Origin of the sequence: Neobacillus sp. GCM10027624 (assembly GCF_042675345.1) — a bacterium.
GTDB classification, from domain to species: domain Bacteria; phylum Bacillota; class Bacilli; order Bacillales; family Cytobacillaceae; genus Neobacillus; species Neobacillus cucumis_D.
The window spans coordinates 170,991-196,630 of the sequence record NZ_JBHTHD010000010.1; the positions used below are offsets into that span (position 1 = coordinate 170,991).

Below are 25,640 nucleotides of genomic sequence, written 5' to 3' on the forward strand. Positions count from 1 at the left end.
ACACAAATAATAGAATAGCAGATTTTACCGAAATTTCATACAAATACTTGAAAAAGATGTAGAAAAGTTTGTTTTGATATGTTGGAATCCTTTTTCTAAAAAAACCCGGCCATAACCTCTACTTATCGTTATTTTCTCAAATTAATCTACAGTAAATTTTTTGTAAAAATAGAAAAAATACCTATTAATCTACCAGAAATCCTAGTAGAATAATCTTGCAATACTTGCAAAACAAAATATATGTCGAAGGGCGGAAGATGTGTGAAGAGAAAGATAAAAAGAAACATGAAGAGGCGGTTGTTAAACAGTTCTCTGGCAACGGCACTAGCTCTTACAACAGTTCCACTGAATATTTTCCCACATTCTGCTAAAGCGGAAACGACTGCAACAGGAAATACTGCGACACTTCGTATCCTCGAAACTACAGACCTTCATGATAGCGTGATGGCCTATGATTATTACCAGGATACAGATAAAGGGATTAACTATGGTTTATCGAAAACAGCCACTTTGATTCAACAAGCGAGGGCAGAAAAAGATAACTCGATGTTATTTGATGCTGGTGATTTACTTCAAGGAAATCCAATGGCAGATTATGTAGCAAAAGTCCATCCTATTACTGAAAATGATGTTCATCCGATGTTTAAAGCGATGGGCCTACTCGACTATGATGGTGGTATCGTAGGAAACCATGAATTTAACTACGGATTAGATTTTCTCCAAACAGCATTGAAAAATGCACCATATCCAATTGTTAATGCGAATATTTATGTGGATGATCACGATCAAGATCCTACAAATGATAAAAACTATTTCACACCTTATCAAATCCTTGACAAAAAAATTAAAGATGATGCTGGAAACGAGAAAACGGTTAAGGTTGGGGTTGTAGGTTTTGCTCCTCCACAAATCCTTCAATGGGATAAAGACAATCTTGAAGGTAAAGTGATTGTGAAGGACATTGTTGAAACCGCTACCAAATATGTGAAGGAAATGAAAGATCATGGTGCGGATGTCATTGTTGCTATTGCTCACTCAGGCTGTGATGTGACAAATGATGGGCAGCAGGATGCTGAAAATGCTGTTTATTCTCTAGCAAAGGTTCCTGGTATTGATGCGCTTCTTTTTGGTCATGCGCACTTAAATTTCCCTGCTGGAAAGGAGTTTCATGTTGGAAATGACGTGAAAAATGCTGATCTTCCAGGACTTGATACTAAACAAGGTACCATCAATGGCACCCCTGCAGTAGAAGCGGGATTCTGGGGAAATAACCTTGGTGTACTTGATTTGGCATTAGTACAAAACGAAGATGGATCATGGACTGTTGATAAAACGAAATCAAAATCAGTCGACCGCCCCGTAACAGATGCTACGGCTGTTGATGATGAAATCGTTAATGCTGTAAAAGCTGAACATGAAGGGACACTAGCTTATGTACGCGGGAAAATTGGTGAAACTACTTCTCCAATGAACAGCTATTTCTCACGTGTAATGGACGACCCTACAATTCAAATCGTAAACAACGCACAAACCGATTATGTTAAAAACTGGATTAAAACGAACCGCCCTGATCTTAAAGATGTACCAGTGATTTCAGCAGGCGCACCATTTAAAGCTGGACGTCAAGGGGCTTCTGATTATACAAATATAGCTAAAGGCGACCTTTCTATCAAGAGCGCGAATGATCTTTATTTGTATAATAATACCCTTAAGGCAGTAGAATTAACTGGTGCAGAAGTAAAAGAATGGTTAGAAATGTCTGCGTCGCAATTTAATAAGATCGATGCAAATAATCCGGATGCTCAAGAATTAATTGACTACGGATTCCAACCTTACAACTTCGATGTGATTGACGGAGTAAAATATCAAATCGATGTAACACAGCCAGCTAGATATAATTATAGCGATGGTACAGTAAAAAATGCTGATGCTCACCGTATCATTAATTTCACTGATATGGATGGAAAACCAATTGACCCTGACAAGAAGTTTATCGTGGCAACAAACAACTACCGTGCAAGCGGAGGAGGTAACTTTCCAGGGACAAAAGGTGGCAAGGCAACAATTGTTGTTGATTCTCCTTATGAAAACCGTCAAATCTTGATGGATTATATCAAAGAAAAAGGAGTAGTAAATCCATCAGCTGATAATAACTGGAAGATTGCTCCGATTGATGGTGCTGCAAAAACGTTAACATTTAAATCATCACCAGCAGCAATAAACGTGTTAGCTTCTACACCAAATGTTAAAGATGTTGGTGCATTATCAGATGGCTCTGGTTTTGAGCAATATACTTTAGACCAAAATGTACATGTCCAATTATTAGGTATCAACGACTATCATGGTCAGCTTGATACTTGGAGATCAATTAAAGATAAAGATGGTAAAATTGTAGATTACTCTGGCGGTATCGAATGGCTCGCTGGATATTTGGAACAGAGAGAGGCTACAAACCCAGCTAATACACTTAAGATTCAAGCCGGAGACCTTGTCGGAGCAAGTCCGCCAGTATCTGCCCTATTACAAGACGAGCCTACCATTCGTTTCATGAACGAACTTGGTTTTGACGTAGGTACAATCGGTAACCATGAATTTGATGAGGGTGTTGCCGAAATGAAACGTTTAATCAATGGCGGCAGCAATCCAAAAACTGAAAAATACGAAGAAAAGTATGGGAAGTTTACAGGTTCAACCATGGACTATGTAGTTGCAAACGTAGTGGATAAAACAACAAAAGAACCTATTTTACCTCCGTATACGGTTAAAGAGGTTGATGGAGTAAAAATTGGCTTTATTGGGGTTGTAACAACTGAAACACCAACCATTGTAACGCCAAAAGGTGTAGAAGGTGTTGAATTTACTGATGAAGTCACAGCAGTAAACAAATACGCACAAGAATTAACGGCTAAAGGCATTAAGACCATAGTCGTTCTCGCACATGATCCTGGTACATCCAATACGGATGGATCAAACGCAACTGGAAAAGTTGTCGATATGGCAAAAGCAATTGCTCCTTCCGTTGATGTGATTTATGGTGCACACGATCATAAATATTTAAATACTACAGTAAATGGAAAGCTTTTAGTCCAATCCTGGTCTTATGGAACAGCATTCTCTGATATTGATTTAACGATTGATCCAATCACACAAGATATCGTGAATGAAAAGGCAGAAGTAGTTGACACTCTTCACAGCAAGATCACTCCTGATGCGCACATCAAAGCGGAACTTGATGGATATCAAGAAGATATCAAACCAATTACAGGTCAAGTGGTTGGTGAAACAGCGGATGCTATAAGTAACACTGCAAATGAAAGTGGAGAGTCTGCACTTGGTAACCTTATTGCAGACGGAATGAAAGCTACGACAGGTACCGATTTTGGATTTATGAACTCCGGTGGTATTCGTAACCCGCTTCCGAAAGGAACGATTACATGGGGGGATTTATTTAAAGTTCAGCCATTCGGTAATGATTTAGTCACGATGACTATTACTGGAGTCCAAGTAAGAACATTATTAAATCAACAATTCCAAGCACCGCCAAGCTATAATAAAATTATGGCAATCTCAGGACTACGATACACTTGGTCTGACAAATTACCATATGGACAAAAAGTCCTTGATATCTATCTGCCAAATGGATCGAAGATTGATCCTGCAGGAGAATACACGATCACTGTGAATAATTTCATGGCAGACGGTGGAGACGGATTTACAATCCTAAAGTCTGGTAAAAACCGTGTAACCGATAAGGTTGATTTAGATGCTTTTGTTGACTATTTTAAATCATTGCCACAGCCGGTTAGTGCGAAAATTGAAGGAAGAATTATGATAGATACTGTAGCTCCAGATGCTCCAGATGTGAATGAAGTGAATGATCAATCAACAAAAGTAATAGGTACGACTGAACCTGGTGCAAAAGTTGACGTAAAATTAAATGGTAAAGTTATCGGATCAGCTAATGCATCCGATGATGGCAAATTTAGTGTAACAATTGAACCTCAAAAAGCAGGATCTGAATTAGCTGTAACTTCAACAGATAAAGCTTTAAATACTAGCACAGAAACAAAGCTAGTAGTTAAGGATGTAACGGCGCCAGCTGCTCCCGAGATAGGGAAAATCATTGCTCCTGCTAAGAATGTAACAGGCAAAGCTGAAGCTGGTTCCACTGTTAAAGTATTTGAAGGAAAAACTCTTCTTGGTATGGCTTCTGCTGATAAAAATGGTGTATTCTATATACCGTTTAAATCAGCACAAACTCACGATACGGTATTAATTTTTACTGCTACGGATGCTGCTGGAAATGCAAGTAAAGAAACGGCTATAAAGCTTGTAAAAAGTAATCCAAAGTTTCAGTAAAAACTTATCTTACCATTTGGTGTAATAATTTTCGCGTTGAAGCCCCCTGGATAATTCCAGAGGGGCTTCTTCACTATTTTTTGTAAAATAAACTGCTCTTGTCGAAGTGGATAAAGAGCAGTTCTTGGGTTTTATATTAAAAGAATATCCGTTGTATTAGCCAAATAGCTCCTAATAAAACAATCACCATTGAGCCGAACTTCACTATTTTAGGAGAAGCTTTCAACTTGAACATATAAGTCAAAAGCGGTAATAGCAGAAGTACAATCGTTAATTGAACCGCTTCAATTCCCAGATTAAAGTTAATTAAGGCGACGACAAGATGGCTTTTAGAAATCGCCATTTCTCTTAAAAGTGATGCAAAACCAAGACCGTGAATTAACCCGAATATAAAGGTTATCGTCCAGCGGTGATGGATTTTTATTCTGAAAATATTTTCAAGAGCTACGTAGCAAATACTAAAAGCAATTGTCGCCTCGACAAACCTTGATGGGATGGAAACCAATCCTAACACAGAAAGACTAAGAGTAATACTGTGTGCAATGGTAAAGGATGTGACAATGGCTGCATATTGCTTAAACGTTTGCTTTCTTAGTAACAACGCAAGCAAAAATAACAAATGATCGTAACCAGTTAAGATATGCATCATCCCTAGCTTAAAAAAGGAAAACCAGGTTGATGTAGTTGGCTGAACATGTGGAGCAGGAGGTTGATGTTGTTGGTTTTGATCCGGTTGTGCCGTTTGTCCGCTGTCGGATTGTTGCTCCTGCTGAACCTCGGTGAGCAGCATTGTCCATGTCCGATTATCCCCTTGTAAAGCTGCTTCACTTGTTTCACCTTTATAATTAGCGGATATCAGATTTACATAATTCGTTGTCGGGTCGTTGGCATAAAAACCATCATTAAAGCTAATCGTTTCCCCAGGAGAAAAGCCAGGGTACTTTAAATAGATAGAAAGAAATATTTTGTTTGATTTTTTTACGATTTTCATTTTTTCCAGTTCTGGAGTCTGTTCATTGTTGTCTTTATCAAGAGCAATTCCCTCGGTAAGAAGCTCTTCAATATGGTGCTTTTCTTTGTCTATTTCCGATTGCTGGAGAACCCAGTCTTTATTTTTATCAATCCCATCAATTAGTTCAATAATAGATAAAGTATCAATTGAAAAAACCACTTCTGTCTTGTTTTGATCCATTGTTATTTGCGTATAACTAGCACTATAGGCATGTGCTTGGGCGGTCATGGGGTGGTAAACACAAGATATAAACACTCCAAATAAAAAAATGGCAAGGATAAATCTATATATGGTAGACGTCTGACTTCGTCGATTTTCACCTGAAATAATGTTCACATAAAAACCTCCTGAATTACTATTTTGAAATACTTTCCTGTATATACCATTTTTAAAAAGATAATCAAATCACCTTTATATAATCATATTTCATCTACATTTGTATACAGAAAATAAAAAATTTACAAAATATTTATATAATAATATTGATTTCTATATATCTAAAAGTCGAAAAATTTCGTAGAATTAAAGAGTATTAGAATTAAATTATAGGGAGGTTAGAAAGTGGATTTCAGAAATAAAAAATTTAAGCGTTGGACAAGCTCGTTCATGGCGATTTTACTTCTGATCGGCACGTTTTTGCCAAGCGGTTTGATTGGTAGGGCACATGCAGATATGGCGGATCATGTGGTAATTTCTCAAGTATTTGGTGGGGGTGGCAATGGTTCAGGAAGTACAGCAGCTCCTTACAATAAGGACTTCATCGAATTGTACAATCCAACGGATCAGGATGTTGACCTTACGAACTGGTCTGTCCAATATGCTTCTTCAGGTGGAACATCTTGGCAAGCGACTCCATTAGCAGGTACGATTAAATCACATGGATATTACTTAATTTCTGAGGGCGGAGGTACAAGTGGAGCTGATCTTCCAACACCGGATGCTGGAGGAGCAATACCTATGTCAGCAACTTCTGGAAAAGTAGCTTTATTTAAAGACAAAACTACTGGAGCTTCAGGAGCAAAACCGGCTGAAGCAATCGATTTTGTTGGATTTGGAGCAGCAACAGCTTTTGAGGGCACTGGTGCCACGGGTGGACCATCAAATACAGCAAGCGCTCAACGACGTCCTTATGCAAACACTGACCCAGCACCTGGTAAGGGTAATGCATGGGATACGGACGATAATAAAGCTGATTTCTATGTAGGACCTGTTGCAGCACCAAGAAACACTGCAAGTCCAACCGAAGCCCCAATGGTTCCGCAAATTAGCTTGCAGCCAAAAGGAACTAATATTCAATTTTTACAAAATGGTACCTCAGTTAAGGTAACAGGGGCTGCTGAAGCCGCTGAACCGAATTCAGCTATTAAGGTCTATGAAAGCGCAACCAAAGTAAATGGAATTGGAAATGCTACTACAGCGGCTGATGGATCTTTTACAGTCGATTTTACAACTGACAAAACTTACACATCTGTTTTTGTAGCTTCAACACAAACAGGCCTTGCAGAAAGTGCAGCTATTGAAATTAAACTTGCAACAGCAAGTGCATCTGTTGATCAAACCAAATTGAGCTATGTGGTTAACGATGGAACAGGTACATTAATCGGCGGTGCAGGAAGTGCTGCAGCGAATGCAAACATTAATGTTTACTCTGATAACACTGCGTCTTCCACTGCAAAATTAAACAGTGAGGATATTAAAGCAGGCACATCAGGAGATTTTTCAACCACTATTACCAATGCTCCTGATACTGTTTATGTAACGCAAATCACCAATTCTGCCAAAGGAATTATGCTAGAGAGCGTTCCAGTAACCGTTACGAAGGCAGATACAGCAAAAGTTTCAACGATTAAAGATGTAAGAACCTATGATTCAAATGGACAGCCTTTAAATCTTAATAAGTATTTTACTATTGAAGGTGTCGCAACTGTAGATAACCAAATTCTTGGAACGCAGAAGCAAAACTTCTACATACAAGATGCTACAGGCGGAATCAATATTTTTAGCACAACCTATGAAACTCCCTTTAAAGTTACCAAAGGAGATAAATTAAAGGTTACTGGTAAGGTTATTGTTTACAACGGACTTCTAGAATTTGATACTTCCTCCATTGAAAAAATCAGTGAAGGCGAGCCGGTTCCGGAACCAAAGGACTTATCGATTGTTGATTCAACCACCTTTGCAACGGCAGAACCACTGGAAGGAAGCCTTGTTACCGTGACAGGTAAAGTATCTGCAACTGTAAGTACGCCACCTAACTATAATGTAACTTTTGTTGATGAAAACAATAAAGCTACAACCTTACGGGTTATGAGTACAACAGGGATTGTTCCAGATAACGATCTAGTCATTGGTAAAAGCTACACCATAACGGGGGTATTAGGTCAATATACAACGAATAAAACACAATTAACTACAGGGTACCAAATTTATCCACGATACGTAAAAGATATTGCGCCAATTCTTGGGATCACACATACAGCATTAACAGAAGTTTACGAGGACACGAATGTTCTTTTTGAAGCAAACGCAGATGGCGCAGAGTCTGTGACGGTTTATTACAGAGCAACTGGCACTACCGATTATACTGCACTGCCAATGACAAAAGGCAGTGAGGGTCGCTATACAGCTACATTAGATAAAGAAAATATCTCTAATAATGACTTTGAATATTATATTGAGGCAAAAGCCGGCCAACAGGTGAAAACAGCCGGGACAAGTGCTGCTCCTTTTGCTGTTAAAGTAATTAAGGACACAGTTGGACCAGTATTCAGCGGTGAAACTCCACAAAATGGAGATAAGATTGAAACACCGCAACCTGAAATTTCTGTATTAATTTACGACCCTAGCGGAGTGGATGAAACTTCTGTCAAATTTACATTTGATGATAAGGAAATAACAGCTCCGGATGCAACCATTAGCAAAACACAAGTAAAATATACTCCTACTGAAGACCTTGCCCTTGGAACCCATACGGTGAGCGTTACAGCAACGGATGTAAAAGGAAATTCGAATTCAAAAGAATGGACGTTTGAAATCGTTCCACGATTCACAGGTGGACATCACTATCGTGGTACAACACATAATCACACTGCCATTTCACATGATGCGGCAGGAACACCTGAAGATGCATTAAAAGCAGGTAAAGCCCATCACTATGATTGGTTTGCTTTTTCAGACCACTCACATGATATTGACCCTACGCTAATTGGGCAAGACACTGTTGACCGTAATGGAATGCAGGAGCGTAAAGGCGGGGAGCAGTGGCAATTAGAGAAAGATCTTGCTAAACAATATACAACAAGTGATTATGTCGTATTCCCTGCGTTCGAAATGACTTCAACTACATGGGGCCACTCCAATATTTTCGGAACCGATAACTTTATCGATCGAAAAATCAACAGCGGACAATATCAAGATTTAAATCAGTATTATGCATGGGTTATGACGTATGATGATATCGTTGGTCAGTTTAACCACCCAGACATGTCTGCAAATGCATTCAATAACTTCAAGCCGTACAATAAAGAAGTTGATCGATTATTTACAATGCTTGAAGTAGGAAACGGATCCGGCCACTATGGTTATGCGAATGCTGAAGCTAAGTTCTTTTCTGCACTTGATTTAGGCTGGCATGTTGCCCCTACTTATGGTGAGGACAACCATGAAGGAACTTGGGGTCAAACAAACCAACGGACGGTTATCGTTGCGGATGATCTTTCACAAGATTCGTTAATGCGTTCAATGCGCAATATGCGTGTGTACATGGAAGAAGATCCAAACTTCACATTAGATGTTTTAGCAAATGGCTACTACATGGGTTCAACGGTTGACAGAAAAACATTAAAGTTTGACATCAAAGGAAGCGACTTGGTAGCTGAAGCTCATAATGACTCAGACTATAACTATCTACCAACAAGCTATAAATCTGATGACCGCATTAAGAGTGTTGAATTGATTACAAGCGGTGGAAAAGTTGTTGATTCCATCTCACCAATGGAAAAAGAATTTTCTTGGAAACCTGAGTATACAGTTTCAAGCGGCCAGCAGTGGTTTGTTGTAAAAGTAACTCAGATGGATGGAGAAAGAATTTATTCTGCGCCAATCTGGTCAAAAGAACAGCCAGTTGATGTAAAGGTTAACAGTATTGATATCGACGGTGGCGTGATTGTTGGCGGCAATCCTGCTAAATTATCGGCAACGATTGCGAATAATGGTACACAAGAAATCACGAACTTAAAGGTAGACTTCTACTATGATTCTGTAGATGAAGGCCATTTTATCGGAACCAATGATATCTCATCAATTTTAAGCAAAGGTTCATCCACTGCATCTACAATCTGGAATAATCCTCTGACAGGGGACCATAAGCTAATTGCAGTTGTAACCTCTAAGGATGGACTTGATATTGGTGATGTTCAATTTAACCTTGCAGTAAAAATTAAGGATCCACTGGGAATCAAAGTATTAATTGATGCAAAACACAGCAACGAAAATACATCTGGTGACAGTGGTTCGTATAAAGATAATTTAAAAGCATTCACATTACAGCTTCAAAAAGAAGGCTATACTGTTGCTGAAAATACAGTCACGATTACCGATGAGGTATTAAGCAATGTAAAAGTATTAGTGATGACTGCTCCAAGAACAGCGCTTACAGCAGATGAACAGGCTGCAGTTGCGAAGTTTGTGAAAAATGGCGGCTCATTATTGATGGCTGGTAAGAGTAACAATAGCTCTGACCCATCTATTAATAATGGTTTACTAAGCGACATTGGTACAGCAATCCGCATGGGTAACGACGGAGTCTTTGATGATAGTAAGACAGGAAACTTCTGGTCTGATCCTGCTGTAAGCCCATGGGCTGTAAGGGTACACCCAGGACTTGTTTCAAACTACATTACAGACCGCGTATCATTCATTGATTACTACAGTGGTACAAGCTTATCAGGTGCAGATGGTCAGCCGTTAACTCAATCTGGTAAGGTTACGATCCTAGCAAAGGGTAATGACACCACATATCAAGGCAATATTAAAGGTGGATATACCTATGATGCCGTATCTGACAGCACTGGCGGATCAGCGATTCCATTAATTGCTTCAGATGAAGTCGGTGAAAATGGCCGTGTGATTGTCACTGGCATGAACTTCTTTAATGATAAGCAAATGGATGAGTCATACGAGCCAAAAGGAAATAACGAGTTGGCACTCAATGCGGTAAACTGGCTTGCATATCGTGAAGCAAAAGTTACGAAGATTGCCGATGTAAGAAAATTAGTTGACGATCAAGAAGCAGTAATCGAAGGAACTGTAACAACCAGTGCCGGCGTATTCTTTGATGCTTTCTATGTTCAAGATGAAACTGGAGGGATTATGGCATTTAAAGAAACTCCAGATACTTCATTAAAAGCAGGGGATAAGGTACGTATTTACGGACACCTTAAAACCTATGAAAATAACAAAGAATTCGAGTTTAATAGTTTTGCAACAGATGTGATAAGAGTTGGCAAAAGTACACCTCTTAAGCCGAAGGAAGTTAAGACGGGTGAGGCAACATCGAACGCAAATCAGGGATTGCTAGTCAAGGTAAAAGGGACTGTTGTAAAAAAATACGACGAAAATTCTTATGTAATTAATGATGGTTCCGGTGATGTACTTGTATTTACTGATGGGTATATCGTGAACCAAAGCGGCCCGGTTCCAACTCTTAAAGCAGGTGACACCTTGGAAGCTGTCGGACTTTCCGGTAAGTTTGCGGAAGGCGACCGGATTCGTGTTCGTGATACGAAAGAGTTAATGGGTACACCAGCAAAAGCTCCTGAGGTAACGGGTGTAGAAAACAATCATTCTTACAATCATGATGTAACCATTTCCTTCGATAAAGGAACGGCTACATTAAATGGCAAGGATTTTGAAAATGGAACAAAGGTTAGTGACGATGGAACCTACACACTTGTTGTAACCGATGAATATGGAAACGGAACAACCGTTATTTTTACCATTGATCAAACAGCTCCAAAAGTAACAGGAGTTAAGGATATGGGTCTTTATAATCAAGATGTGATGATTACGTTTAATGAAGGAACCGCAACTTTAAATGGAGAAGTATTTGAAGGTGGTACCGTTGTTAGCAAAGAAGGAAAATACACATTAATTGTAACGGACGATGTAGGAAACAAATCAACCATTGATTTCACGATTGATAAAACGGCTCCAAAGGTTAGCGGAGTAGAGGATGGTTACTATAATCGTGATTTAACCATTAGCTTTGATGATGGCACCGCATCATTAAATGGTGATGATTTTACAAGCGGCACAACGGTTTCAGCTGAGGGAGATTACACCTTAGTGGTAACGGATGATGCCGGGAATGATACAGTTGTAATCTTTACGATTGATAAAACCGCTCCAACTGTAACAGGTGTTGCAGATAATAGTTACTACAATAAGAACGTGACCATTACCTTTAATAAGGGTACTGCAACATTAAATGGGGAAGCTTTCGAAAGTCGCACAAAAGTTAGTGAAGAAGGAACTTACACATTGATAGTAAAGGACAGAGCAGGGAATGAAACAACCGTTCACTTTACGATTGATAAAACCGCTCCAGTGGTCACTGGTGTAAAAGAAAAGGGTCTTTACAATCATGATGTGGTCGTTGAATTTAATGAGCAAGGTGGTTTATTAAATGGGGAGTCCGTTCCTTCAGGAGTTGTTGTTTCCATGGATGGATCCTATACATTAACTGTAACTGACCAGGCGGGTAACGTCACAACGGTTAACTTTATCGTTGACCAAACGGCGCCTGTGCTGAAGGCAACAGTAGATAAGCCAATTCTATCTGTACCAAATCATAAATTAGAAAATATTATGGTGAATTTGGAGTATTCGGATGCGTTATCAGGAATTGATTCTGTTGTACTGGAATCGATTATAGTTAACGAAACCAATGTTGCAGCAGATGATATTCAGGATGCAAACTATGGGACTTCGGATACGGAATTTAAATTGCGCTCTGAAAGAAATGGTACAAGTAATGGAAGAGTATATACGATTACTTATTTGGCAAAAGACAAAGCAGGCAATAGTACTAAAGCGACTGCTACTGTAACTGTGCCGAAGGGGAACCAAGGAAAGTAATTAAATAAAGGTGAATAATTGTATGCCTTTTACAGTGTAAAGAAATAATAGCTTAAAAGAGAATGCCCTCAAATTTTTGAGGGCATTTCTATGAGGGGAAAATATCTCACACTTTAAGCAAAAGGTGGACAGACTTATCAAACCTATTACATTTATCCAAAAAAAGTCAGTCACGAATTTCACCTATAATAGCGTTATAAAGGTTTATTATAATTATGATGGATTGAGTTATACGTCCTACCTGTACAGATAAGCAAAGGGGGTCCAACAGGCACTTCTTTGTTTTTTTGTTAGTAAAATTCAGGTAAATGTAAAAGATAATTGATATACTAAATCTATTAAGGTTAAAATCAATATAGTAATTTGAATTTAATGGATAAATAGATCCTTTTTGTGAATATTTAATTATGAGTGTCGTTATTTTTTATAGTGAGGTGTTTTTTATGACGATTTTAGTTACTGGAGGAGCGGGATATATAGGAAGTCACGCTGCTGTTGAACTTTTGGAAAATGGATACGATATTGTAATTCTGGACAATTTGTCCAACAGTCAAAAAGAATCAATCAATCGTGTTAAAGAACTAACAGGAAGAGATTTTCCTTTTTGTGAAGTTGACATTTTGGATCGCGATGCTCTAGATCAACTATTTAGTAATTACAATTTTGATGCTGTTATGCATTTTGCTGGGTTAAAAGCAGTTGGAGAATCGGTCGAAATTCCATTAAAGTATTACAATAATAATATAGTCGGCACAATTAATCTATGTGAAACAATGGCAAAACATAATGTGAAGAAACTTGTTTTTAGCTCATCAGCTACAGTCTATGGGAACCCAGAGAGGGTACCGATCGATGAATCCGCTCGTTTGAATGCAACCAACCCATATGGACGGACCAAATTAATGATTGAAGAGATTTTAAGGGATTTAAATGTTTCTGATTCTACTTGGAGAATTGCTTTATTACGTTACTTTAACCCGATTGGTGCACATGAGAGCGGTAGAATTGGAGAAAACCCAAGTGGGATTCCGAATAATTTAATGCCATATATTTCACAGGTTGCTGTAGGAAAAAGAGAAAGGCTTTCCGTATTCGGTAATGATTATGAAACGCACGATGGCACAGGGGTCAGAGATTATATCCATGTGGTAGATCTAGTAAAGGGGCATTTGAAGGCACTACAATACTTAGATCACAATGAAGGAATCGAAACCTTCAATTTAGGTACAGGGACTGGATACAGTGTTCTAGATATCGTGAATACTTTTAAAGAGGTTACTGCCCAAGAGATTCCTTATTCGATTACCGATCGGCGTCCTGGGGATATTGGGGTTTGTTATGCAAATCCTGATAAAGCAGAAAAAGTACTTGGGTGGACTGCAGAAAAAGACTTGGAAGAAATGTGTCGAGATACTTGGAATTGGCAATCCAAAAATCCGAATGGGTATGATATTTAATTAGGTTAAACTTTTATAACTAAATCAACATTAGGGTGTTCCAAAATTTTGGGGCGCCCTTTTTTACTGCCGTTTTTGTTCTCCTTCGAATTGATTCCGAGTAGACTATACTAATATATGGATATTTTTGATAGAATTATAGTGAATATAGACTATAAAAAGGATGGGGAAAAAGGTTGAAGATAGGACGTTTTTTAAAAGGAATACTAGCCATTTTCATGATTGCCTCTTTGATGCTGCCAACTCAAAGCGCAAGTGCGGCAGAATTAACAGCCCAGAAGGATTTTTCAAAAAAGGCAGCAGCAGAATTAAATCGATACATAAAAAAGGCTGGAGGGACAGTGACCCTTCAATACCAAGATTTAATAACGGGTGATAGCTTGCAAATAAGAGGGAAAACAAGCGGCCGGGCCGCTAGTACGATTAAACTTCCACTCACCCTCTATATTATGGAGCAGGCATCTAAAGGGAAAATCAACCTAAATCAAAAGCTGACATACAAAAAGCATCATTATTATGGCGGGAGCGGCGTGATTCAATATCAAAAGGTGGGAACCCGTTACACGATTCGTGACTTAGTTAAAAAGGCGATTATCTACAGCGATAATATTGCTTTTATTATGTTAAAGGAACGGGTCGGCCAGGGGAATTTTATTAAATATATGAAAAGCCTTGGGTAAATATACCTATCCAAATGGACAAAATTTAACCTCTGCTAATGATTTAACGATTTATGCTAAAAAGCTCTATCAATTCTCGAATAAGAGTAAATATGGCAAGAAGCTCGTCGGATATTTGAAAAAGACGATATACAATACAACAATTCCCAGTGGGATAAAGGGAGTATCGATTGCCCATAAAGTAGGGATGATCCCGATGTACAAGGTATATAACGACGTGGCAATTATCTATCATCAGCAGCCCTTTACGTTAGCCATAATGACAAAAAATATTTCCTATGAAAGATCTCAAAAGGTAATTGCCGATTTGGCTAGAATTGTTTATAAATATCACAAAGCAAAAACAACTGTGAAATATTTTAAAAGTAAAGCAGATGTTACGGTCTATCAAAAGAGGTCAAAAACAACTGCAATCGGCAAACTTATAAAAGCTGAAACCTTTAAGATTACTTCTAATCAAGGTTCTTGGTACGGAATCAAATTTGGCACAGGAACAGGATATATCGAGAAGAAGTCGGTCACAGCAATCAAAAGTCCAATTAAATTGAATTGGACCACCTCTTCCCTAAAGACTGGGGCTATTGAAATGAATCAAGATGTAAATGTTCTCAGCCAGCCAACAGGCGGCAAGGTTATCGGTGTTCTGAAAAAGGGTCAAGATTGCTATTTTTCTAGGTTAGAAAACGATGTTTACATAATTGACCTAGGCGGAAGAGTGGGATATGTAACCAACAAGGATATAACTGTTGTTTCCAGCAATAAGTAAATGGAACCAGTCCTAGTATTCCTTTTAAAAAGGAGCAAGCTGGCACTGCTAATAGTGGAATCAAGAACATAAAAATAAGAGTATATGACTTATGAGGGGGAAGAATCATGGTTAAAAAGTCGGCAACCGTGCTGTTTGCTATGCTACTAATATTGAGTACGGGATATTTTTCTACTCCTGTTTCTTATGCAGCTGAACGTCATTCTAGTAAGGTAGTCTATCTAACCTTTGATGATGGACCCAACCAGTATACTCCAAAAATTCTTGATATTTTAAAAAGGAAAAAAGCTCATGCCACTTTCTTTATGATTGAAGGAAATATTAAACGGAACCCTAAAACCGTAAAACGCATCATTAACGAAGGCAATTATCCGGGGCTGCACAGTGTATCCCATAGCATAACAAAACTCTATCGCGGTAGTTCTAAAAATGTTGCGATTGAAATGGAAAAGACAAGACAGACATTGCTTAAGGTTGCCCATTTTAATAGTCATCTTACAAGAGTCCCATATGGAAGCAAGCCTTATATGACAAGGCCGTTCCGGGATGCCTTGGCTAATAAAGGCTTTAAAATGTGGGATTGGAATATTGATACGCTAGATTGGAAGTATAATAGAACAAGTCCTGGCACAATCACTTCGAGGGTGAAATCAGGACTTGTCGGAAAAAAAGCTCCGATTGTCATCCTGTTTCACGATTCAAGAGGGACTGCACAGCAACTGCCTATTATTATCGATTATCTTCGAAAAAAGGGCTATACCCTACAGGTTTATAATCCGAAACATAAAATTGTTATGAATTTTTGGGGGGATAAGAGGTTTTAATAAACTATAGGTAAAGATGTAGTGGTTTATAAAGATAGGATATTTTAATAATCGACCTACTGTACGATACTTGAAAGCTAGTTACAAAAATATTATGAGATAAAAAGTAAAAAAGCAGGTCTTTTATTTCTAGTGGACGTGACACGATATACAAAATGCGTTGGAATCTTGATGTTCCATAGAAACAATATGCAACAGATATTGGTTGGGCACATAAACAGGTAGGAGAAATTTATGAGCTTACAATATAATGGATTATTATCAAAATAGATTAGAAATTCCTAGGTATAAGTAGCTGTTAAAAGAAGGGCGTCCCAGAAGCCTGCTTTTGGGCACCCTTCTTTTCCATTTTAAAAGGAAAAAATATTTAACAAATTACATATTCTATACATATTCGGTTTATATTGTTAAAATCAAGTAAGAATATTGTCGAAATGTGAAATAAAATTAAATTTAAGGATAGGTAAGGTACATTTAATTTAAAATAATATAATAGTAATTTAAGGAGTATTCTACATGACGGAAAATATAAAAAACAGATTGGAATACCTTGATATTGCAAAAGGGATATTAATTATTTTAGTTGTTTTAGGGCACAGTCCATATGCAAATCGGTATGTTATTTATTGGTTCCATATGCCAGCCTTTTTTATAATTAGTGGCCTTTTGTACAAAAAAGGTAGACCTGTAAGTCTATTTCAAAACATAAAATCATTATTTATTCCCTATGTAAGTTTTTCATTAATTAATATAGCATCTATTTTATGGGTTAGTCCTATTTATAATGGATTAGAGGGCTTTAAAATTTTGGTGGAAAAACATCTTTATAGTGGAAAAGTACTTGGTGGGGTATTTTGGTTTATTCCTGTATTTTTTTTAACGAAAATAATATTTTCTTTTTTAAGCAACCGACTTAATAACAAGTATTTGGGATTAACAATTGCTATTTTATATACCATAGCACATTTACTATCTATATATTTTATTCCCAACAATAATCATACGAGAACTCCAGAGAATATGGTTTTCCCATGGAATATTGATGTTGTCCCAATAGCTCTAAGTTATTATTTTATTGGCTTTTATATACAAAGATTTACATACATTTTTCACAATTGTAAAAATGTATTACTATTTGCGTTGTTTTGTGTATTTTTTCTAATAATTAATAAATTATATGGTTTAAATTATCAATTTGATATGAAATACTCTTTTTATAAAAATCTTATGTTGGACATGTTTGTCCCATTTATATTTACGATTTTAATTCTTTTCATTAGCAGAATCATCTCTAAGGTAAGTAAAGAGGTACCAAAGGTTTTATCCAAATTGGGAGAAAACTCGCTGTTTATAATGTATTTGCATATTCCTGTTTGCTCCGTTTTGCTAGCAAATATTCGGCCAGAATATACACTTTATACTTTAATAGGAATATCTGTACCAATGTGCTTTGCGATTCTTGTTCAGAAAAATAAATATATAAATTTTCTCTTTACTGGAAAGATCTTCTCTTACGAAAATCATCAATTGGAAAGTAAAACTAAATAACCTTATTTGTCTTCAAAAGCAGTATATGAATATTAAATTGTGAGTTATACAGAATAAAAATATAAAAAGAAATACGTAAATTTAGGGTGGTAAATATAAAGATGGTATTTCAAACACTAAGAAAGTTGAAAAGATTTTTAACAAATTCAAATAGAGATCGACTAAAAAGACAATTATGTATTATTCAGGAAAATCAAAAGTTATACATAAGTGGTGAATTAAATGAAAATTACAAGGCAAAGGAACTTTGGCTTATATCAAATAGTGAAGAATCAAAGATTAAAATTGCTGAAACTAATCTTTCTTCAACATTCTCTTTTGAAACTGATATAACAAAATACAAGGAACAAATTCAGGAAGAGATTTATAAATTTTTCATTTTAGTACAAGTTCCGAAAGATCGATTAACGGAAATTCAATATAATAAGATTCAATCTACTGCGGAAACAATTCAAAGTCCTGATGGTAGTATTATTTTAGAGTATTTTATTAGGGTTGGGAAATTCGAAAAGACGATTTTTCAAGGGTTACATGAATTTACATTAGGAGAAAAATCAGGAATTATCTATCTGACTAAGAACAATTTTGTATCGGTTGCATTTGATAAGGAAGTGAACAGCAAACCAAAGGTGAAAATTAATAAAATCAAATCAACAGGGCATCAATTTTTTATTAGTGGTGAGGTGTCAACAAATAGTCTCCGTATTGTTGAGGCATTCATCTTACTTTCGGGCCGTGAAACAGGAATTAAGGTTCGAATCCCAGTTGAATTAAATTTTATGCCAGAAAAAACCGTTCAATCGTATGGAAATAGTTTTTATTGTTATCAAACAACAATCAATCTAAATACAGTATTAAATGGTAAACCCTTAGACGAGGATATATATGACTTCTTTTTAGATCTTAATCTAAATTATAATATAGCAAATACGTCAGTAAGAATGGGTCATCCATCCATTCGAGCAAAAGGATACTCTCAACCTGCATATGCAGACGGGGGAGATATGATGTATATTGCAACTCCATACTATACCATTAAATATTTTAATCTTTCCCTTCAAATTAATAAGTTCGAAAGGGATATTCTTGTTTATTTGAAACGAATGATGAAATGGGCATGGCTTTTAAGACCTTTATACGCATATCGAAATATATGGATTGTTGGAGAACGTCCTTATAAAGCGCAAGATACCGGATATCGTTTTTTTAAATATATGCGAACAGAGCATCCGGAGTTAAATGTAAATTATGTTATTGAAAAGGACTCTCCGGAATTAGAGAACGTAAAAGAACTTGGTAACATATTGTTTTATGGTTCTAAAGAACATATCTGGCATACAATTATGGCAAGAAGAGTAATAGGTTCTCATCATGCTGATTACTTGTATCCTCTAAGAACAGATAATTTTAAAAAGGTCGTAAAGGCAAAGAAAGTATTTTTACAGCATGGGGTTATGGGAACTAAAAACACTGTCCATTTTTATGGAATTAAATCCCCAAGCTTTGATACAGACTTATTTATTGTTAGTTCTGATTATGAAAAAAGTTATATTGTCCAAGATTTCGGATATAACCCAGCTGATGTAGCGGTTACAGGCTTATCTAGATTTGACAGCCTTTTTCGAAATGATGTTGAAGTAAAAAGACAATTATTAATAATACCGACATGGCGTGAATGGATCGTTAACGATGAAATTTTCTTAGAAAGTGAGTATTTTGAGCGGTACCGCTCGTTAGTTAATCATCCTAATCTTCATGAATATGCAAGAAAATATCATTTTGAAATTGTCCTTTGTTTACATCCTAATATGCAAAGATTTACGCATTTTTTTAGTGACGCACCTGTTAGAATCGTAAGTCAGGGAGAAGTAGATGTTCAATTTTTATTAAAAGAAAGTTCTCTTATGATCACTGATTATTCCAGTGTCGCCTTTGACATAAGTTTCTTACATAAACCAATCATTTATTATCAGTTCGATCGTGATCGATTTATCGGAAAACAACCATCTCATCTTGATTTAGATAATGATCTTCCGGGAGATATTGTATATGACCTTGATGAAGTGCTTAATTGTGTTGAAAAATATGCAAGAACTGATTTTGAAATGGAACCAGAATATAAGAAACGTGCGGGGAGATTTTTAAAATTCCACGATTTAAACTCTTGTAAAAGAATTTACGAGAGAACACTTAAAATTCGTAGAAAACCACTTTATTTATCCTTGTTTAAAAATGAGTTTGTTAAAGCCGCTTATCGTAAGTTTAGGAAAAGTAAACTTTATTTTCCAACAATGAAGATTTTCTATAAAGCAGCTAAGACAGTGGTTCCTATTGATAAGAATTTAATTCTTTTCGAAAGTGGATTAGGACAACAATATGCTGATAGTCCTCGCTATATTTATGAGGAAATTGTTCGAAGAGGCTTAAAATATAAGAAGGTGTGGGTCTATAATAAGCAGAAACGCTTTAAAGATCGTAACACCATATATGTAAAAAGGCTAAGTGTTAAATACTATTATTATTTAGCAAAAGCCGGATATTGGGTCAACAATCAAAACTTCCCAACTTATATCAAAAAAAGACCGGGTACTACCTATGTTCAAACTTGGCATGGGACACCATTAAAAAAAATGCTTTTTGATATAGAAAATGTCCAGGGAAGAACGGATGATTATGTAGAGCGTGTCTCAGCAGCAACAAAAACTTGGGATTATTTGATTTCACCCAGCCCATATGCAACCAATGCGTTTAAAAGTGCATTTCGTTATGAAGGGAATATTCTTGAAATAGGATATCCCCGTAATGATATTTTTTACCGTGAAGAAAGAAAAGTGCTAGCAGGTAAAATACGTAATAGTTTAAAGTTACCAGAAAATAAAAAGGTTATCCTCTATGCGCCAACTTTCAGGGATAATCAAACGAACGGAACAAATCAGTTTACCTTCGACATTCCTTTTGACTTTGAACTGATGAAAGAAAAGCTGGGGAATGAGTATGTACTGTTGCTAAGAATGCATGTTGTGATTAAGAATAAAGTGACGATTCCTGAAGAATATAAGGATTTTGTTTTTGATGTATCAAAATACCCTGACATACAAGAACTGTATTTAATTACAGACGTCCTAATCACGGATTACTCTTCGGTCATGTTTGATTTTGTAAACTTAAAACGACCAATTTTATTTTATACCTACGATTTGGAGTTTTATCGTGATCAATTACGTGGATTTTATATGGACTTTGAAAAAGAAGCGCCAGGGCCATTAATAAAAACGAATGAAACGCTAATAAATGCACTTCGAAATATTAATGAAGTTCAGGAAAAATACAAAGATAAATATAATTTCTTTTACAATAAGTACTGCCAGTTAGAAGATGGGGTTGCTGCAGAAAGATTAGTAAATCAAATATTTGATACCAATACAAAGCTTAAGTAGTAAAAAAACAGGCTGTTGGATAATTTTCAATAGCTTGTTTTTATCTATATTATTTCAACTCCTATACATAAAAAAGAAAAATTGCTAAAATCTAATAGAAATTTGTCAGAGTTTCAGGAAAGAAGTTTGGCCGGGATAGAATCAAATAAAAAAATAATTTAAAAGTAAAAATATATAAATTTGTTCGGAGGCGTAAGTATGAAAAAAGTGAGAAAAGCTATAATACCTGCTGCAGGATTAGGAACAAGGTTTTTGCCTGCTACGAAAGCGATGCCTAAAGAAATGCTGCCAATATTAGATAAACCTACAATTCAATATATTGTTGAGGAAGCTGTTTTTTCGGGAATTGAAGATATTATCATAGTTACAGGAAAGGGAAAACGTGCGATTGAAGATCACTTTGATTTTGCACCTGAACTAGAAAAGAACTTAATTGAAAAAGAAAAATTTGATCTTCTTGAAAAGGTACAATATTCATCAAATCTTGCAGATGTTCATTATATAAGACAAAAAGAACCTAAAGGTTTAGGGCATGCTGTTTGGTGTGCACGTAATTTTATTGGGGATGAGCCTTTTGCAGTTTTATTAGGAGACGATATTGTTCAAAGTGATATTCCTTGTCTAAGTCAATTAATAAAACAGTATGAAGAAACACTATCCTCAGTTATCGGTGTACAACAGGTCCCAAATGAAGAGCTTTCAAAATATGGAGTCATTGATCCTGCTACGAAAATAGGTAGAAGGTACCAGGTGAATAGTTTTGTGGAGAAACCTACACAAGCTGAAGCACCTTCAAATTTGGCCATTATCGGCCGTTATGTTTTTACACCAGAAATATTTATGTTTCTTGATGAGCAAGAAACAGGGGCCGGTGGGGAAATACAACTAACTGATGCTATTCAAAAATTAAACCAGATACAACGTGTATTCGGTTACGAATTTGAAGGGAAACGGTTTGATGTTGGGGAAAAATTAGGGTTTGTTAAAACCACAATTGAGTTCGCTTTGAAAAATAACGAACTTAAAGAGGATATTTTAAAATATTTACAGGGAATTGTAAATTCATACCCAGCGGATGTTAACCTTTAAATCATAAGTTAACACCCATGTAAAATTCAGGGGTGCATTTACCTTTTGAATTAACCCTTTGAATTCATGAAGAAATGTGAGATGAGTTAATTGAAGTTTAATGTTTTTTTAGAAGCGATTTATCGTTTAAAAAATAAACGGATTAAATTGATTTTTAATGTGGATCAAAATAGGATTAATGATATAAATGAGTTTTCATTTGGGATTGTAGCATTATCCGAAGGTTCAGATTTTTTGTTGAAAACTCAGACTAACATTGTAGATAATGGAATTGAAGTTATCATTCCATATAAAGAAATTAGTAAAGTTCAGAATGGATGTATGTTGGATTTGGTTATTTATACTCAAAATAATAACCAATACATTAAAATTATTAATAAGTTAAAAAAGGACTTTACTGTAACTATTAGTGGGGAAATCTTTCTTATTTCCAAATCGGACCATGTTGTAGTAAATAGGAAACTGTTGGAAGAGGCAAGAATAGAAGCAACCACGATTTATTCATATAAAGGAAAAAGATTTGAAATAAGTGGTAGAGTTTATAAGGGGCTTAATTATAACGAGATAAATATAAAAAGCTTTTATTTAGAAAATAATGATACAAGCGAGAAAATATTATTCGAATATTTTACAACAAATAGTGATCGATTTAATCTGGTAATCAACCTAGGAAATTACTCTTTTTATGAAGGTGATTGGCAACTACGTTGTTTAGTAACTTTAAACAACATTGAAAAAGTAATGGATGTTACCTATTTTCTTGACGAACCGAAGGTTCAAGGGGACTACTTGGAATATAATAACTCCCTATATTATTTCGAAATAAGTGAAAGCAAAAAAGCCCAAATCATCATTCATATTAAGAAAAATAAGCATAAATTTATTTTATTTGATATTAAAAAGGTTTCATTAAAGGGGAATTTATTATTAATCCAGGGATTTCTTCCCTTCTGTCTTGTTACTAGTAAGGAAGATAAGGTTACTCAAATTGTTCTCATAAATAGAAGGACAAAAGAGCAAATAAGCTTTCCGATTGAAATAGATCATAAAGGAGAATTTTTAGCTAAATTTTATTTCGATGATACAAAAAACATTATTAAGGAAATAGGTATTTGGGATGTTTTTGTTTCACTGCAAATCAGTGGTATTACTGAACTAGTCCGTATAAAAATGAACTTAAATGAAAAAAATGAAGAGTTCAAAGGCTTTTCAAAACCAATCTTTAATACTAAATATGGCATTTTAAAAAATATACGTTCGTATATTACGATTGACGATAATTTAGCCTTTCAAATAACGGATGATATTTTTACTTGTGATATAACTAAAATAGAGCTAGAAAATGGAAAGACGGTTGTAAATGGTTTTATTTTTAATAAGAATCTTAACTTCACTCCGCAAAAAATATTTCTCCAAAATGTTAATGGAGATGATCAGATTCTCTCTTTATTCGAATTCAAAAAAGTAAACGAAATAGTTTATTTTACGGGGGTTGTTGATTGGCGAACCTTGGATATCGATGTTGTACAGGGAAATGATTATCAATTTATGATTTCAATTCTAATTGCGGATAAAGAATATTTTTTTGAATTAGTTTCAAATTTTGATGATATTCCAAACAAATCTAGAATCTTTATATATCCACCTTTATATGTTACAAATAACGATTATCCTCTTCATGTTAGGCATTATTATGGTAGAAGAAACAATTTGTTAGTAACACTTGGAAATTCATTGAAAGCAAATTGCATTGGCTTGACTCGGAAAAATAAAAAATTATTCATTGAAATATCTGCGGAAATTGAGAAGGTTCCGATTCATTCAAATGATGTTGAATTAATTTTGAAAAATGTAATTACAGAAAAGGAAATTAAAATATTTCCCGAAGAAATCAGTAGAAACAAAACCTACCTTTTTAAAATTAGTGAAAATATTTTGGGAGGTTCTCCTCTTGATTCTGGTAATTATGAAATATTTCTTTCATTATATTTAAATGCTCAAACCGTTGAGTCGAGAGTGAGGGGGCATGACTCAGGGTTAGTTGATGTAAATTCTACTTTTAAGAGTAAAGCTATAAGAGTAGATGAAAAATTATTTTTCTCCCTTTATTTTGACCGCAAAAGTAAAAACCTAAATTTTGAAATAAGGGAACTAAGAGCTAATGAAAAAATTGAAGAAAAAATTAAGTTTTTTTTGGCCAAGGGACTTTCAAAAATTACAAAAGGGTTTATAAAAAAGCCTGTATGGTTAATCGGAGAAAACCTAGGAGAAATCGCTCAGGATAATGGTTTTGCTTTCTTTAAGTATTGTATAGAAAACAAAAAAAGTGAAAGGTATTACTACGTAAGTAAGGAAGATAATAAAAATGGAAAAAATTTAATTCAGTATCATGAAAATATCGTCAGGTATGACAGTTTTAAACATTACTTTTTATATTGGGTTTGCCAATATTTAATTGTAAGCCATGGTATACGTGATGTAACGCCAAGTATTGTACACAATAAAATGAATAGTAACCCTAAAAACATGATCTATCTTCAACATGGAATCATTGCAATGAAAAAGTTAAAATTCAATAAGGATTCATACAATGGAAAGATAAAAAAGTTTGTTGTCTCATCAGTACATGAAAAAGAGATTTTAATAAAGAAAATGAATTTTAAACCAAAGCAGATAATGGTAACAGGCTTAGCAAGATTTGACTCTTTAGTTGATAAAAGTAAGGAAAAAACAACAAAGGAAATCCTACTTATTCCTACCTGGAGAGAATGGATTATTGATTCTGAAACGAACTTTATTTCATCTGATTTTTATTTGAATTGTATAGATTTATTGGAAGATCATTATTTGCATAAACTTCTGGAAGAAAATAATGCAATCTTAAAGTTTTTCCCCCATATTGAAATTCAAAAAAAATATATGCATTATTTCTCTTCATTAAATGAAAGGATAAAAATAGTAAATATAGGTGAACAAAGTGTCCAGGATCTCATTCAGGAAAGCGCCTTACTAATAACTGATTATTCCAGCGTTGCTTTTGATTTCAATTATTTGAAAAAGCCGATTATTTTTTATCAGTTTGACATTCATGAATATTTGAAACGAAGAGGTTCTTATGTGGATTTTACAAAAGATTTAATCGGGGATGTAGCATATGCCAAAGAAGGGCTATTAAAATTGATTACTTTTTATGTTCATAATGATTATAAATATAAGCCAATATATCAGGTTAAATCCAAGAAATACTACTCTTATCGAGATAGAGCGAATTCAAAAAGGATCTATAATGAGATAAAAAAACTTAATAACAAATGATTCACTGAAGAGTAGA

General features: G+C 35.4%; 11 protein-coding genes. 10 read left to right on the plus strand and 1 reads right to left on the minus strand.

All coding sequences use genetic code 11. The features are described 5' to 3' along the window. Window positions 1–285: 285 nt before the first annotated feature. Entirely contained in the window at window positions 286–4,359 is a 4,074-nt protein-coding gene (locus ACFQZ9_RS15240; RefSeq protein WP_498944587.1) for a bifunctional 2',3'-cyclic-nucleotide 2'-phosphodiesterase/3'-nucleotidase, read from the plus strand. 136 nt (window positions 4,360–4,495) lie between these two features. On the opposite strand, the gene ACFQZ9_RS15245 is transcribed toward ACFQZ9_RS15240, so the two are convergent. Further along, window positions 4,496–5,707 carry a HupE/UreJ family protein gene (locus ACFQZ9_RS15245; RefSeq protein WP_498944445.1) on the minus strand — a complete coding sequence of 404 codons (1,212 nt, stop codon included), beginning with the start codon at window positions 5,705–5,707 and terminating at the stop codon, window positions 4,496–4,498. Between the two features lie 225 nt (window positions 5,708–5,932). Between ACFQZ9_RS15245 and ACFQZ9_RS15250 the strand changes: the two genes are divergently transcribed. From ACFQZ9_RS15250 to ACFQZ9_RS15290, 9 genes are all read left to right on the plus strand, one after another. Beyond that, window positions 5,933–12,508 (plus strand): lamin tail domain-containing protein, encoded by a 6,576-nt coding sequence (locus tag ACFQZ9_RS15250; protein ID WP_498944446.1) that lies wholly within the window; start codon window positions 5,933–5,935, stop codon window positions 12,506–12,508. Between the two features lie 443 nt (window positions 12,509–12,951). Then, the gene (galE, locus tag ACFQZ9_RS15255; RefSeq protein WP_498944447.1) at window positions 12,952–13,965 is read left to right on the plus strand and encodes a UDP-glucose 4-epimerase GalE; all 1,014 of its coding nucleotides are present in this window, start codon (window positions 12,952–12,954) and stop codon (window positions 13,963–13,965) included. Between the two features lie 176 nt (window positions 13,966–14,141). Then, complete coding sequence (locus ACFQZ9_RS15260; RefSeq protein ID WP_498944448.1) at window positions 14,142–14,645, plus strand: serine hydrolase; 504 nt, start codon at window positions 14,142–14,144, stop codon at window positions 14,643–14,645. Next, window positions 14,638–15,411: a serine hydrolase gene (locus tag ACFQZ9_RS15265; protein WP_498944449.1), complete on the plus strand. Its 774-nt coding sequence runs from the start codon at window positions 14,638–14,640 to the stop codon at window positions 15,409–15,411. The genes ACFQZ9_RS15260 and ACFQZ9_RS15265 overlap by 8 nt, the downstream gene beginning before the upstream one ends. 107 nt (window positions 15,412–15,518) lie before the next feature. Next, on the plus strand, window positions 15,519–16,235 hold the full coding sequence (locus tag ACFQZ9_RS15270; protein ID WP_498944450.1) for a polysaccharide deacetylase family protein: 717 nt from the start codon (window positions 15,519–15,521) through the stop codon (window positions 16,233–16,235). A 516-nt stretch (window positions 16,236–16,751) separates the two neighbouring features. After that, window positions 16,752–17,783, plus strand: a complete 1,032-nt coding sequence (locus ACFQZ9_RS15275; protein WP_498944452.1) for an acyltransferase family protein — start codon at window positions 16,752–16,754, stop codon at window positions 17,781–17,783. Between the two features lie 101 nt (window positions 17,784–17,884). Next, window positions 17,885–21,220 (plus strand): CDP-glycerol glycerophosphotransferase family protein, encoded by a 3,336-nt coding sequence (locus tag ACFQZ9_RS15280; RefSeq protein ID WP_498944454.1) that lies wholly within the window; start codon window positions 17,885–17,887, stop codon window positions 21,218–21,220. 198 nt (window positions 21,221–21,418) lie between these two features. After that, window positions 21,419–22,309 carry a UTP--glucose-1-phosphate uridylyltransferase GalU gene (galU, locus tag ACFQZ9_RS15285; RefSeq protein WP_498944455.1) on the plus strand — a complete coding sequence of 297 codons (891 nt, stop codon included), beginning with the start codon at window positions 21,419–21,421 and terminating at the stop codon, window positions 22,307–22,309. 90 nt (window positions 22,310–22,399) lie between these two features. Beyond that, window positions 22,400–25,624: a CDP-glycerol glycerophosphotransferase family protein gene (locus ACFQZ9_RS15290; protein WP_498944456.1), complete on the plus strand. Its 3,225-nt coding sequence runs from the start codon at window positions 22,400–22,402 to the stop codon at window positions 25,622–25,624. The last annotated feature ends 16 nt before the right edge of the window (window positions 25,625–25,640 follow it).